Source organism: Wenyingzhuangia sp. IMCC45467, from assembly GCF_054111205.1.
Window position 1 is genome coordinate 1,062,699 of the sequence record NZ_CM134196.1, and the last position, 15,256, is coordinate 1,077,954.

Consider the following 15,256-nt stretch of genomic DNA (forward strand, 5'->3'; position numbering starts at 1 on the left):
GTTCATTTTCTTTGATTTTGTTTAGTTTAAGTGATTATTAATTTGATTTTAGAATTATTGAAAAACTGAATATTTAATAAATTTTAGATTTAAATAATCATATTTTTATTAATAAAAACTCAATAATATAAATAAGTCAACAATTCAGACTTCAATGTTAATCAGAAAACAGAAAAATGGATATAAATAAAATTTCAAAATCAATCAATAAAATTTCATTGCATAAAAAAACCGAAACATCCTCAGTAAAACAAAGGGTTTGTAGTGAAATTACTATATTTTAAACAGTAAAACAATAAACATCACAATAACATAATAGAGATAATAACGACCTATAATTTATATAAAAAGAGCATGAGTAACAAAATACCCATGCTCTTTAAAAAATTTAATTCTTGTATAGAATTCTAATTTATCTTATGAGTATCTACATACTCAGTTGGTGTTAATCCATATAAATCTTTAAAAGTTTTACTAAAATATGCTGTAGAATTAAAACCAGACATATGAGACACCTCTTTTATTGAGTAACTATTATTGATTAATAACTCTGCTGCGTATTTTAATCTAATCGTTCTAATAAAATTACTAGGAGTTTGATTGGTTAAGGCGTTTATTTTTCTATAAAACCAAGATCTTCCCACTCCAATAGTAGTAATAAGATCTTCTAACTTAAAATCAATATCATCTATATTTTCTAATACAGCTTTGGTTGTTTTATCTAAAAAAGCTTCATCTAAAGAATTGGATGTAACCTCACTAGATGGTAATAAACCTGTAAGTGCACTAAACTTATCTCTTAATCTTTTTTTAGTTTCTAAAAGATTTTTAACTCTAGCTTTTAATACACTTGTTTTGTACGGCTTAGGAATATAGGCATCGGCTCCAGTTTGATAACCAACAATTCTATCTTCATCTAAATTTCTTGCTGTTAAGAGTATAATAGGAATATGACATACATCTATATTACTTTTTACTTGTCTACAAAACTCAAAGCCATCCATTTCTGGCATCATAATATCACTAATAACAATATCTGGGTAGTGTTTGTTTATTTTTTCCATACCATCAACCCCGTTTACAGCTTCTATAACTCTATATGAGTTTTTAAGTTCATTTTTTAAATGCTTACGCAATTCATTATTATCTTCTACAATTAAAATTAAAGGTTTCTGTGCTTGTGACACTTCTAAGGATGAACTTATATCAACTTCATTTTCACCACTTGAAATTGCAATTTCATACTCTGTAGACTTAATAACATTAGAGTCATACTCTTTTTCATTATTTGTGCTTTCTTCTATATTTTGATCCTTTGCCATTTTAGGAATCAATGGTAACAAAATTGTAAAAGTAGTACCTTGTTTAAATTTACTTTGAACCTCTATTTCTCCGTCATGTAACTCTACTAGACCTTTAGTGATATTAAGACCTATTCCCATTCCAACTTTGGTATCACCTGGATTAACAAATCTTCCAAACACATTCTTTAGTTGTTCTGGTTTAAAACCTATTCCAGTATCTTTTATTTCAATTTTAACAAAATCTGCTTTTGTATATTTTTTATTTGTATGTACAACTTTAGATAAGGTTAATTTTACAACTCCGCCAACCCCCGTAAACTTAACAGCGTTAGACAGTAAGTTTGTTATAATTTTCTCAATATTATCAACATCAAAAACAGCAGGTAATAACTCTTCAGAAGATTGATACTCTAACTTTATTTTTTTTGTCTTTGCTAAATCATTAAATAAATCTAGTATATCTTTTGTGAAAAAGACATAATCACTTTTAACTAAATTTAAAGGTGTTTTATGTAAATCCATTTTCCTAAAATCTAGCAATTGATTTACCAAAAACAACAACCTTCTAGAACTTCTTTGAAGAGTTAAAGCTGATTCTTTTACTACCTCTGGATTGTTAAATGCTGATAAAATTTTATCAACAGGATTTAGTATTAATGTTAATGGTGTTCTTAGTTCATGAGATACATTAATAAAAAAACGGAGTTTTAACTGATCCAGTTCTCGATCTTTTTCTTCTTTTATAAATTTAGTATAATAGTGTACTCCAATTCTAAACACACCAAAAAATAACAGCACATAAACAATATATGCCCACCATGTTTGCCAGGGAGGAGATAAAACACTAACTCTTATAGAAGTAATATCTGCCTCTTCAAAATTTCCATTTACCGAAGCTTTTACTTGAAACTCATAATCTCCTGGGGGTAAGCTTGAATAGTTCGCTTCTCTATTGACTCCTGCTTTTATAAAATCATCATGAAGACCTTTCATTCTGTATACATATTGTACACTATTGGGGTTTTGATAATGAAACGCTACAAATTTAAAAGACAAGTAACCTTCATCATATTCTAATTCTAGAAATTTAGTATTTGAAATGGATTCTTCTAAAATTACTCTATCATTCACTTTATCACCCGCATTTATTACTTCATTAAATAACTTAAATTTTGTAATAATAGGCTTTAACGGTGTAGCTTTTTCAATAATATCTTCAGGGTTAAATAAATTAAAACCATTAATTCCTCCTGCCAATATTCTTCCATCTTTTAACTTCGCTATAGATTTACTTTGAAACTCCTTTCCTTGGACACCGTCCTGAACTGTATAGTTGTAAAATTCACCTTTTGAGATGTCTAATTTTGAAAGTCCTCCTTTGGTCGTAATCCACAAATTGTTTTTATCACTTTGTTTGATCCCTAATACTAAATTATTAGGAAGTCCATCTAACGTAGAATAAGATTTTATCAACTTTAAATTCTCATCTAAATGATGTAAAGCTACACCTGTACCTATCCATATACCACCACTGGTATCTTCGGCTATATAATTAACCCTTTTCCCTTGTATAGGCTTCTCTTTGAGTTCTATAAATTCAATTTTTTCTGGTATATATCCATCCAACTTATTTAAATCTACTACACATAAGCCTAATGAAGTACCAATTAATAAACGATTTTTAGAGTCTACAAAATTGGAAAAAACCAAATTACTTATTAAAGTGTGTTTTTCATCTTTTACATTTTTATAGGTATAGAATCTTTTTGTTTTAGGATCAAACATATTTAACCCTTCGGACTGTGTACCTAGCCATAATCTATTTTTATCATCTTCTACAGTACACCAAACCGTATTTTGACCTATTGAATATGGATTATTTGCATTGTACTTAAATTGTTCTACTTTACCTGTTTTTGGATCAAATTTATTCAACCCACCATCCCAAGTACACACCCATATCGATTTATCAAAACTTTCTGATAAATAAACAATTTTATCAGAACTTAATGAATGTATATCTTTAGGGTTTGCTTTATAATATTTGTAAGAGTTTGATTTTTCATGAAACAAATTTAATCCACCACCATCAGTTCCAATCCATATTCTACCCTCACTATCTTGTAAAACAGCTTGTGCTCTTTTAGCACTTAATCCATTTTTATTATCTGATCCATAAAAATAATGACCAAAAGCAGATTTAGACATCACCAACTTACTAATTCCTTTATTATAAGTAGCAATCCAAAAAACACCTTCTTTATCTTCTAGTATCTTAGATGGTTGATTATTTGGTAATGAAAATTCATTAAACTGATTGTGAACGATGTGCTTTAACAATCCCTTTTTTTTATCAAAAAGATATATTCCATCTCCATCAGTAGCTATCCAAATTAATCCTTTCTTATCTTGATAAATATGAAAAATAGAAATATTTGCTTTTACAGCAGAAACCTCTTTGAAAACATTCTTATTTCTATCCCAAAAAACCAATCTAGACAAGTTGTTTCCTATCCAAAAATCCCCATCATTATCAACCATTACCACTTTAGGAATGTGATTTAATTCAAAAGTATTTGGCACATCTATTAATTGTCTCTCAAAAACATCTTTAGACGAATTATATAAATTCAAATTATTTCCCTCTGTAATTGCCCATATTTTATTCTCTTTATCTTTAATAATTGCTGTAACATCATTATTATCTAATGTTAATGTATCTTGTTTTAGATTTGTATAATGAGAGAATTTAAAATTTTGTTCATACGGTGGCTTTACCTCACTTGAGTTAAATTTAAAAACACCATTTTTTGTAGCAATCCATATGTTGTTTGAAATTTCATCATAATAAACATCGTTGATAATTTCACTTTGATCTACCACATTTGTAGATTGATTATGAAGCGATAGTCTATAAAATTTCTCCTGTTTTTTATCAAAAATATTTAAACCATTGCTCGTACCAATCCATAACACCCCCATATTATCTTCCGTAACAGAATTTATACGGTTATTACTTAAAGAGTTTTCATCATTTAAAACAGGTCTATATACTTCAAAATTATAACCGTCATATCTATTTAAACCATCTATGGTTCCAAACCACATAAAACCTTCACTATCTTGAAAAATTTCAATACAAGTACTACTCGAAATCCCTTCAGAAGTATCAAAATTATCAAACTTAAGATTTGAATTTTGTGAATATAATTTTACATTACAAACAAGGTATAATAATGTAAAAAAAACAATTTGCATTTTTTTATATAAAGAAACAGGTACCATTTTAATTGATTTTTTTATTTACTATACGTAATGTTTAATAGGACAAGACTATATAACGCCTAGAAAAATTATTGTTTAAATTTTGAATTTATATATGAGGATTAATATATATTACTAAAGCAAATATAACTCTTTACACACAAGTGTTCAAAAAACATTTATATTATAATAATTTGTGCTTTGTTCATAATCTAAATACGGATCAATATCAAAAGTTGTGTTTGAATTACAATAGGTTTAATTTTGATGTTTAAATTTATTGGTATTGGAACTTACATTAGACCTTTTAAAACTTATACTTCCTGAATTCTTAATAGACAACTTCGATTTAGTAAAGCACACTAAAGAGAAAGAAACACTTCATCTATATTTTGAAGAGAAAATAACAACTCCTAAAGAGTTTGAGAGCCTAATAATCATTGCGCATGGTTTTCACAAACAAATAACTGTACAAGACTTTCCTATTAGAGGGAATACAGTTTACCTACATATCAAACGTAGAAGATGGTTAAATAAAAATAACAATCAAATTCTACAAAGAGACTGGAATCTAATAACTAAGGGAACTCGTATGACCAACGAATTCGCAACTTTTTTAAAAGAAATTAATAGACACTAAAGCCAGTGATTGTCATACTATAGCCGGATTTTATAATCTTAATGGTAAAAAACTACAAAGACAATACAGAGACTATTTAAGTGAGTTTAAACTGTGGAAACAAAAAACGAATGCTAAACAATACCTAATATATCCTGAGAATATAGGTAAATACCTCTCTGTTGATGAGACAGCACTATCTAAAGGGGAATTATACACCATTATCACTAACAAAAAAGCAAAAGGTAAAAAAGGGAGTATTGTAGCTATATGCACTGGAACTAAAGTAGAACCTATCATTGAACAACTCCTTAAAATTCCTTCTAAAACTAGAAACAAAGTCAAAGAAATCACATTAGATATGGCTAATTCTATGAAAACAATTGCCAAAGTTTGTTTTCCAAAAGCCACACAAGTAACCGACAGATTTCATGTACAAAAACTAGCATTAGAAGCTCTTCAAGATATTAGAATCAAACATAGATGGGAAGCTATTGACAGGGAAAACAACTCTATAAAACTAGCAAAACAGAAAAATATAGCCTTTATTCCTGAAACTTTTGAAAATGGAGATACTAGAAAACAACTACTCGCTAGAAGTAGATATTTGCTCTACAAAGCTCCTTCAAATTGGACACAAAATCAATACTTCAGAAGTAAAATTCTTTTCCAACAATACCCCGATATCAAAAAAGCGTTTGACTTAGTGCAAAGACTCAGAAATATATTCAACCAAGCTAAATCAATAAAAATTGCATACACAAGGTTAGCACAGTGGTATAATCAAGTAGAAAAATCAGGGTTTAAGGCTTTTAATACAGTAACAAATACAATCTATACAAACTATTGATCCATATTGAATTACTTTAATAACAGAAGTACTAATGCTTCTGCTGAATCTTTCAATGCCAAAATCAAAGCGTTTAGAGCACAGTTCAGAGGGGTGAAAAAAATAGAATTCCTCCTCTTTAGATTGACCAATATTTTTGCCTAAACACAACTATTAGGCATGATCCTATATAAAATACTTTGATTTTATATGAAATATTCACGCACAAAAAAACCTTATAAACATAAGGTTTATAAGGTTTTGTAAGAGATTAACTTTTCTCTTGCGGTCTGGACGGGACTCGAACCCGCGACCCCCTGCGTGACAGGCAGGTATTCTAACCAGCTGAACTACCAGACCGTTGCTGTTAGCGGTGGCAAATATACAACTTAATCACAGTTATGCAAAGGGTTTATAAGCTTTTTTTTATTTTTTTCACCACTAAAACCTTAGATTATTAATTATCAGAATTTTACACATAAAAAAAGATTACCTAAGGTAATCTTTTTTTATGTGTAAAATTAGGACAATCTTAGATAGCTGCATCAATTTTAGATGCATAGGTAGCTTTAGGTGCTACTCCTACTTGCTTATCTACTACTTCTCCTCCTTTAAATACTAATACTGTAGGAATGTTACGTACTCCATATTTTGCTGCAAATTCTTGGTTTGCATCAACATCAACTTTACCAATTACTGCTTTACCATCATACTCCTCTGTTAACTCGTCTATAATTGGAGCTACCATTCTACATGGACCACACCAAGCTGCCCAAAAGTCAACCAATACAGGCTTATCTGATTTTAATACTACTTCCTCAAACGTTGCATCTGTAATTTCTAATGCCATAATTTATTTTTTTTAATGTTTTTATTCTACTTTTTATATCCACAAAAATATACAATTATTCAACTAATCAAAGTTTTCTATAATTGCTTTTGCTTATATGTCTATCAATCTATTCGATACTTACAAGATTTTACTCTTCTGCCATGTTTGGACTTAACCAACGTTCTGCTTCTGCATTGCTCAATCCTCTTCTATTGGCAAAATCGTGCACTTGTTCTTTGGTTATTTTACCCAGTCCAAAATAACGAGCATCTTTATGTGCAAAATAATGACCAGAAACCGATGCTGTAGGGAACATTGCTAAACTATCAGTCAACTCCACTCCTATGTTTTCTTTAACGCTTAAAAGCTCCCATAATTGTGTTTTTTCTGTATGGTCTGGACAAGATGGGTATCCTGGTGCAGGACGTATACCTTGATAAGATTCTTTTATCAATTCTTCGTTAGATAGATCTTCTCCTTTGGCATAGCCCCAATCTTGTTTTCTTACCTTATCATGCAAGTATTCTGCAAAGGCTTCAGCAAATCGGTCAGCCAGGGCTTTTACCATAATACTATTGTAATCATCTAAATTTTGCTTATATTCTTCTGCTTTTTCTTCCACTCCAAAACCTGCTGTTACACAAAATCCTCCTATATAATCTTGCAATCCAGATTCTTTAGGTGCAATATAATCAGCCAAAGCTAAATTTGGTTTTCCTTTGGCTTTTTTAGACTGCTGACGTAAAGTTAACATGGTTTGCAACACCTTAGAAGTATCTTTGGCATTGTATATTTCTATATCATCATGATTTACTGAATTTGCAGGAAAAACTCCATAAACTGCTTTGGCAACAAACCATTTTTCTTTAATAATTTTGTCTAACATTTCTTGAGCATCGGCAAACAAATCTGTTGCTTGTTTCCCTACAATTTCATCATTTAAAATAGCCGGATACTTCCCATGTAATTCCCATGATTGAAAAAATGGTGTCCAATCTACAAAAGGTAACAATTCCTCCAAAGGCATATTATCAATTACTTTTACCCCCAAATGATTAGGTGTATACACTGTTTCTTTGGTAAAATTTAACTGATATTTATTAGCTCTTGCTTCTTCTAAAGGCAAGTATACTTTTTTACGTGCTCTGTTTAAAAATCCATCACGAACTTTATCATATTCAGCGTAGGTTTTATCTTTAAAAGCTTGAGAGATGTTTTTATCCTCTCCTATTAAAGTACTGGTTACTGGAACTGACCTAGAAGCATCTAAAACGTGTACTACTCCTCCATTGTATTCAGGAGCAATTTTAACCGCTGTATGTGCCTTGGATGTTGTTGCTCCACCAATTAACAATGGAATGGTAAAATTTAAACGTTTCATTTCTTTAGCTATGTGAACCATTTCATCTAAAGAAGGTGTGATTAAACCACTTAAACCAATAATATCTACTTTTTCATCTATAGCAGTTTGTAATATTTTTTCTGGCGGTACCATTACTCCTAAATCTACAATAGCATAGTTATTACATGCCAAAACAACACCTACAATATTTTTTCCAATATCATGTACATCTCCTTTTACAGTGGCTAGTAATACTTTTCCTTGTGGAGGGCTATCGGCATCTTTGGTAGCTTCTATAAATGGCATTAAATGGGCTACTGCTCTTTTCATAACACGAGCAGATTTTACTACCTGAGGCAAAAACATTTTTCCTTCACCAAACAAATCTCCAACTACTCCCATTCCAATCATTAAATGACCTTCAATTACTTCTAAGGGTTTGGCTACTTGTAAACGAGCTTCTTCTACATCTTCTACTATAAATTGATCTATTCCTTTTACCAATCCGTGTGTAATTCTTTCTTGTAAAGGCAATTCTCTCCACGCTAAGGTTTGAGCTTCTGTTTTCTTTTCTCCTTTAAAATTTTCAGCAAAATCTAACAAACGTTCTGTAGCATCATCACGTCTGTCTAAAATTACATCTTCTACATGCTCTAATAAATCTTTAGGAATATCATCATACACCTCTAACATGGCAGGGTTTACAATCCCCATGTTCATTCCTTTTTTGATGGCATAATACAAGAAAACCGAATGCATGGCTTCACGTACTGGATTGTTTCCTCTAAAAGAGAAAGATACGTTACTAACTCCTCCACTTACACTTGCATTTGTTAAATTGGTACGTACCCAATGTGTAGCTTCAATAAAATCGATAGCATTTCTTCTATGCTCCTCCATTCCTGTTGCTACGGGGAATATGTTTAAATCGAAAATAATATCTTCTGATGGAAAGCCACATTCATCTACCATAATACGGTATGAACGCTCAGCGATTTCAATTCTACGTTGGTAATTATCTGCCTGTCCTACCTCATCAAAGGCCATTACAATAACAGCAGCTCCATACATTTTCAATTTACGAACGTGTTCTTTAAAAACGTCTTCTCCTTCTTTTAAGGAGATGGAATTAACCACACATTTCCCTTGCACCACTTGTAAACCAGCTTCAATAATCTCCCATTTAGAAGAGTCTATCATAATGGGTACACGAGCAATATCTGGCTCAGCCATAATTAAGTTTAAAAACTTAACCATAGATTCTTTACCATCAATCAAACCATCATCCATATTGATGTCGATAATTTGAGCTCCTCCTTCTACTTGGTGAAGTGCAATCGCTAAAGCCTCATCAAACTTTTCTTCTTTAATAAGCCTTAAGAACTTACGAGAACCTGCTACATTTGTTCTTTCTCCAACGTTGATAAAATTCATATCTGGACCTAAAACCAAAGGCTCTAATCCAGATAATTTCATATATTTTGTTTGTTTAATTTCGCTCATTACTTTCGCTTAGTATTGAGTACTGAGTCTCAATATTATAACTAATTACTATTTATTTAGTACAAAGTTGCTCTGCAACTTTTCTAGGCTCCGCTTTGGCCGCAATATCGGCAATAGCTTTAATGTGTGCTGGTGTTGTACCACAACAACCTCCAATAATATTGATTAAATTCTTATCTAAATATCCTTGAATTTGACTTGCCATTTGCGATGGGGTTTCATCGTACTCTCCAAAAGCATTTGGTAAACCTGCATTTGGATGTGCAGAAACTCCATATTCTGTATTACTTGCAATAGCTTCTAAATGAGGAACTAGAGCATCTGCTCCTAAGGCACAATTTAAACCTACACTTAATAATGGAATGTGAGATACTGATATTAAAAAAGCTTCGGCTGTTTGTCCAGATAAAGTTCTACCTGATGCATCTGTAATAGTTCCACTTAACATAACTGGTACATCAATACCTCTTTCCTCTTTTACCTCTTCAATGGCATATAAAGCTGCTTTTGCATTTAATGTATCAAAAACTGTTTCTACCAAAAGAACGTCTACTCCTCCATCAATTAAAGCTTCTGTTTGTTGTTTATAAGCAACACGTAACTCGTCAAAAGTTACAGCTCTATATCCTGGATCATTTACATCTGGAGACATGCTTAAAGTTCTGTTTGTTGGTCCTATAGAACCTGCTACAAAACGAGGTTTGTGTGGTTCTTTTGCTGTAAATTCATCAGCTACCTCTTTTGCTATTTTTGCAGACTCGTAATTTAATTGATATACATGATCTTCCATTTCATAATCTGCCATTGCAATAGTTGTACTAGAAAACGTATTGGTTTCTGCAATATCTGCTCCAGCTTCAAAATACTTTGCATGAATTTCTTTAATAGCCGAAGGTTGAGTAATAGACAACATATCATTATTTCCTTTTACAGAAACATGCCAATCTTTAAATTGTGTACCTCTATAGTCTTCTTCAGTGAATTTATATTGTTGAATCATGGTACCCATAGCACCATCTAATACTAAAATTCTTTTCTTAAGTTCTTCTCTAATATTTGCCATATAATTTCTTTGGCTTTTGGGTCGTAAATTGTTATAAAACTTACCCCTTATTACCGATTTGCAAATATAAGGTTTATAGCTTTAAGTAAAGAAAGGTTAACAAATTAAGTTTTAACAACATAAAAGTCTTTTTATTCAACAAAAAAATTCCTTTACAAAACACTTTAGCAACAAGCGTTTAATAAAGGAATTCTTTTTAAGGGGTAATTATTTTATAAAATATAAAACAATCCTACATAACCACTAAAAATAAAAGGAGTTTTGTCATCATACAGATCTACAAGATCTCCTCTCATTCTGTAATTAGAAGTCAAATTTAATCCAAAACTTTGACTTACTAAATACCTCAATTCTGCGTTTAATGATGTAGTAAAAGCATCTGACGTTTTAGCCAAATCTCTTCTAATATATCCCGCATCTAACCCAATTAGACCAATCATATTGTTTAACATTGATGAAACTTTAGCGAGATTCATCTTATAGTTATACAATACCCCTGCACTAGTGTAATCCATGGCTTGAAATCTTTCTAAATACAATCCTAATTCATTTTTAGAATTACCTCTAGAGGCTTTAATTAAAAAGTTCAAAGCACCTTTTTCACTGTCAGCGTAAGGTCCATTTACCAACATAGTTGGATCCAAAGAAACTTGAAAAATTCCTTCTTTCTGAGCAAACAATTGTAATGAAGCAACACACATTACAATTAACAACAACAAACGTATCTTCATAGCATTAAAGATTTAGTTCATTATTCCATTAATGAATAATTTTTATTTTGTTTACATATATATCTTCTATTTAAAAATGAAACAATGAGGTTAATTAATAGGTTAATAATATATGTTAATATAAGAAAATTATTCTATCTAATAAGTTTTCTTTCACAAAACCTGTTAAAAAACACCCCGCACACAACTGATTAACAAGCAATTAACATGTTTTTATTTTAAAACACAAAGACAATACAAGTACTTTTTTTGCTTATGTAATGTTTTACATAAGCAAAAAGAAAAAATTTATAGCAACATATATCAGGAAAATTACTTTTGTAGAGAAAAAAAAGCTAAACTACTCTATAATAGCTGTTTGTATTAGTTGTTGTATCTTAGTTCTGATATCTTTTTTTCCCAATAAATTATTATCCATACTAGGATATGTTCTATTAGAAAGAAATACATAAACCAACTCTGTTTTAGGATCTGCCCAAGCAAAAGTCCCTGTAAAACCACTATGACCAAAACTTTGCTCCGAAACACAGTTACAAGTATTAAGAATATTTGAATCTAAAGAAGGTTTATCTAATATTAACGCTCTTCTATTGTTTCTATTTCTAAAATATGATTTATTGAAGTTATCGAACGTATTAGACTTAAAAAATCTTTTTCCACCATACTCACCTTTGTTTAAGTATAACTGCATCATTTTAGCAACATCATTTGCATTACCAAAAAGCCCTGCATTACCCGTAACTCCGCCAAACATAGCCGCAGCCATATCGTGAACATTACCTTGTAATTTTTGATTTCGATAATAACTATCTTCTTCAGACGGTACAATACTATCTTTTAAATACTTTTTTAATGGTGTATATAATAATTTATCTGCTCCCAAAAAATTTGTGAAATTATTACTCAATAATTCGTCCATAGGCTTATCGTAATAATTTTCTAGCACTTTTTTAAACAACAAAAAAGGCAAACCACTATACAAGTAATCCCTTTTATCCCTTAAAGGTGTTGTTTTTATTGTTTGATAAACACTGTCTATATACTCATCTTTTAAAAACAAATTTTCTGCTACTTTAACATTATACCCACCCCCTTTTTCCGTATGATACCATTTTGTCATTGGTTGATGAGACACACTATCTAAAGTCTTTAAATAAAAAGGAAGCCAGGCTTTTAAACCTGATTGATGTGCAAACATATCTATCACTAATAAATTACCCAACGGACTATCTTTATACATAGGCAACAAATCTCCTAAAGTATCATCTAAATGATAAACACCTTCTTCAAAAGCTTTTATATACAATGGAAAGGCTCCTAGTATTTTAGTTAGCGATGCCAAATCATACATAGAGTTATTATTTACTTTTTGATGTTTGTTATAAGTATAATACCCATATGATTTTTGAAAGACTACTTTATTGTTTTTAGCAACTAAAACCTGTAAACCCGGACTCATTTTTTTAGACACAACAAGATTGGCTATAGAGTCAATTTTTGAAAGTTTTAAAACATCCATACCAACCTCTGCAGGCACTCCATATTGTAATCTCTTTATTGATTTGGTTATAACTCCAGTTCCTACTTTGTGTTTTTTTGATACCGAGACAGGTAATATTCCTAAAAATGGTAAAGCTCCAAAAATTTGTTGAGCCGCTACAGATTGAAAAATATCATTGTTTTGATAGGCCACTACTACATTAGATATATTTTTAAATCCATTTAATTTTAACAATGTATATGGACTAGCAAAAATTGTTAGGATTACTTTTTTAGTCTTGGCTATTTCATTAATTAAATTTATATCATTATTAGATAGAGTGTATGATTTCCATGGATTGGCATCAGACTTATGTATTCCTATAATTACCGTATTATAGCCCTTTAATTTGTTTTTAAAATTATTGCTAGACACACCTTTAATAACAGAAATTTCTTTGTATTTACCTAAAGTTTGTACAAATTCAACACTACTTTCTTCTCCTAAAGAAACTGATGCTATTTTTAAAGTATCTAATCTTTTAAATGGCAATAAACTATCAACATTCTTAACCAAAGTAATAGCATTTTCTGCTGTTTTTTTAAACAACAAATCATCTTGTAAAGTATGTATCCTTGTTTGAACCCCCGTAGTTTTTAACAACTCCAATTTGCTTAAACCTGCCCAATATTTAGCTTGTAAAACTTTAACTACAGAACTATCTAATCTCTTTTCAGAAACCAAACCATTATCTATAGCATTATGAATGGTTGCAATACCCTTTTCAACATCAACAGGAATTAACAGCATATCGTTTCCTGCCTTTAAAGCTTCTAAAGCCACACTATCTGCAGACGTATAATTAGCAACTCCTTTCATATTTAAAGCATCGGTAAACACCAACCCCTTAAACCCTATTTTATTTTTTAATAAACCTGTAATTACTTTTTTTGATATTGATGTTGGTCTTCCTTTTTCTGTTTTTAACGCAGGAACATCTAAATGAGCGACCATTACACTTGCTAAGTTAGATGCAGCCAATTGCTTATAAGGATACAACTCAATACTGTCTAAACGATTGATATCAAAATTTACAACAGGTAAAGTTTTATGTGAATCTGCCTCTGTATCACCATGACCTGGAAAGTGCTTAGCGTTTGCCAATACCCCAACACTTTGCATTCCCTTTACAAAAGCAATGGATTTTTGTGTTACATTTTCTCTATCCTCTCCAAAAGATCTATTTCCTATAATTGGGTTTTTAGGATTTGTATTGATATCAACTACAGGTGCAAAATTAATATGAACTCCCACCTCTTTACAATGCAATCCTATTTGTTGTCCTACTTTATAAATAAGTGAATCATTTTGTATTGCTCCTAAGGTCATATTCCAAGGGTAAGCAAATGACGGCTTTATACGCATAGACAATCCCCATTCACCATCAAAACCAATTAGTAAAGGAATTTTACTTTTAGATTGATAATCATTATACAAATTAATTTGCTTTTCCGGACTTCCTTGCATAAATATTAAGCCACCAATATGATGTTTTTCAATCAAATTGATAATTTCTTGTTGATGCTTAACATCTTTATTAGAATATGCTTGCACCATAAACAATTGTCCTATTTTTTCATCTAAAGTCATATTAAACAAAAGACTATCAACCCATTTTTTTTGAGCCAAACTATCTTGAGCTACTAAAGGTTTAGAAACAAGTATTTCCTTTGAATGCTGAGAAAATAAAGTAACACTCAAAGAAAAAAGCAATAAAATAATGTATTTCATAAAAAGTGAGGTCTAATTAAAAAAACGAGCATGCCAACTTTGTAAAGCAGGTACTTCCCATAAAGTATCTACTCCTTTTTTAGAGTTAACCATATTGTTAAACACAATAATACTTGCATTTACCGTTCCAGATTTTGCCATTTGCGAAAAATTGGACATAGGTGTTATTTTAATTTCATCGTTTTCTTTATAAGCAATAGATAATTTATTAAGCATATCTACTTGAAACTGTACTTGAATTTGTTGCACCAATTTTACAGAAGCATCAATAGAACAACCTGAAACCTCCACAAAACTCTGATCTACAGCAATAATTAAAAACTGATCGTATAAAATAGTAAAACTACCTCTTACGTTTTCGCCATGTCTTGTCCATTGCTCTACAAACTCTGTAGTCATTTCACTTATTTTTTCTTTTTCCTGCTGATTAAATTTTCTGTTAGATTGATAAATCCAAACACGAGCAGTATCTGGAATAGTATTATAAGGAACGTACAT

8 protein-coding genes, 1 tRNA gene and 1 pseudogene are annotated in these 15,256 nt (G+C 30.7%); 2 read left to right on the forward strand and 8 right to left on the reverse strand.

What is annotated here, in order from left to right:
* Positions 1–407: 407 nt before the first annotated feature.
* Complete coding sequence (locus tag ACXGQT_RS04485; protein ID WP_457830210.1) at positions 408–4,562, reverse strand: hybrid sensor histidine kinase/response regulator transcription factor; 4,155 nt, start codon at positions 4,560–4,562, stop codon at positions 408–410.
* 292 nt (positions 4,563–4,854) lie between these two features.
* Here ACXGQT_RS04485 and ACXGQT_RS04490 point away from each other — a divergent pair, with 292 nt between their 5' ends.
* Positions 4,855–5,208, forward strand: coding sequence for an ISAon1 family transposase N-terminal region protein (locus tag ACXGQT_RS04490; protein ID WP_457830211.1), 354 nt, complete (start codon positions 4,855–4,857; stop codon positions 5,206–5,208).
* A gap of 19 nt (positions 5,209–5,227) precedes the next feature.
* Positions 5,228–6,181 (forward strand): annotated as a pseudogene (locus tag ACXGQT_RS04495) (ISAon1 family transposase).
* 121 nt (positions 6,182–6,302) lie between these two features.
* On the opposite strand, the gene ACXGQT_RS04500 reads toward ACXGQT_RS04495, so the two are convergent.
* The 7 genes from ACXGQT_RS04500 to ACXGQT_RS04530 form a co-directional block, all read right to left on the reverse strand.
* Positions 6,303–6,376 (reverse strand) — tRNA-Asp (locus ACXGQT_RS04500).
* A gap of 172 nt (positions 6,377–6,548) precedes the next feature.
* On the reverse strand, positions 6,549–6,866 hold the full coding sequence (gene trxA, locus ACXGQT_RS04505; protein ID WP_457830212.1) for a thioredoxin: 318 nt from the start codon (positions 6,864–6,866) through the stop codon (positions 6,549–6,551).
* A gap of 130 nt (positions 6,867–6,996) precedes the next feature.
* The gene (gene metH, locus ACXGQT_RS04510; protein ID WP_457830213.1) at positions 6,997–9,693 is read right to left on the reverse strand and encodes a methionine synthase; all 2,697 of its coding nucleotides are present in this window, start codon (positions 9,691–9,693) and stop codon (positions 6,997–6,999) included.
* A 52-nt stretch (positions 9,694–9,745) separates the two neighbouring features.
* Positions 9,746–10,756, reverse strand: coding sequence for a homocysteine S-methyltransferase family protein (locus ACXGQT_RS04515; RefSeq protein WP_457830214.1), 1,011 nt, complete (start codon positions 10,754–10,756; stop codon positions 9,746–9,748).
* Between the two features lie 212 nt (positions 10,757–10,968).
* On the reverse strand, positions 10,969–11,487 hold the full coding sequence (locus ACXGQT_RS04520; protein WP_457830215.1) for a hypothetical protein: 519 nt from the start codon (positions 11,485–11,487) through the stop codon (positions 10,969–10,971).
* Positions 11,488–11,827: 340 nt separating this feature from the next.
* Positions 11,828–14,758, reverse strand: a complete 2,931-nt coding sequence (locus tag ACXGQT_RS04525) for a glycoside hydrolase family 3 N-terminal domain-containing protein (RefSeq protein ID WP_457830216.1) — start codon at positions 14,756–14,758, stop codon at positions 11,828–11,830.
* 12 nt (positions 14,759–14,770) lie between these two features.
* Positions 14,771–15,256: an ABC transporter ATPase gene (locus tag ACXGQT_RS04530; protein WP_457830217.1), complete on the reverse strand. Its 486-nt coding sequence runs from the start codon at positions 15,254–15,256 to the stop codon at positions 14,771–14,773.

What these genes read in the sequence shown, in the direction of transcription:
- ACXGQT_RS04485 (WP_457830210.1), bottom strand. Translation starts at nt 4,562, where the DNA reads ATGCAAATTGTTTTTTTTACATTATTATACCTTGTTTGTAATGTAAAA.
- trxA (WP_457830212.1), bottom strand. Translation starts at nt 6,866, where the DNA reads ATGGCATTAGAAATTACAGATGCAACGTTTGAGGAAGTAGTATTAAAA.
- metH (WP_457830213.1), bottom strand. Translation starts at nt 9,693, where the DNA reads ATGAGCGAAATTAAACAAACAAAATATATGAAATTATCTGGATTAGAG.
- ACXGQT_RS04515 (WP_457830214.1), bottom strand. Translation starts at nt 10,756, where the DNA reads ATGGCAAATATTAGAGAAGAACTTAAGAAAAGAATTTTAGTATTAGAT.
- ACXGQT_RS04520 (WP_457830215.1), bottom strand. Translation starts at nt 11,487, where the DNA reads ATGAAGATACGTTTGTTGTTGTTAATTGTAATGTGTGTTGCTTCATTA.
- ACXGQT_RS04525 (WP_457830216.1), bottom strand. Translation starts at nt 14,758, where the DNA reads ATGAAATACATTATTTTATTGCTTTTTTCTTTGAGTGTTACTTTATTT.
- ACXGQT_RS04530 (WP_457830217.1), bottom strand. Translation starts at nt 15,256, where the DNA reads ATGTACGTTCCTTATAATACTATTCCAGATACTGCTCGTGTTTGGATT.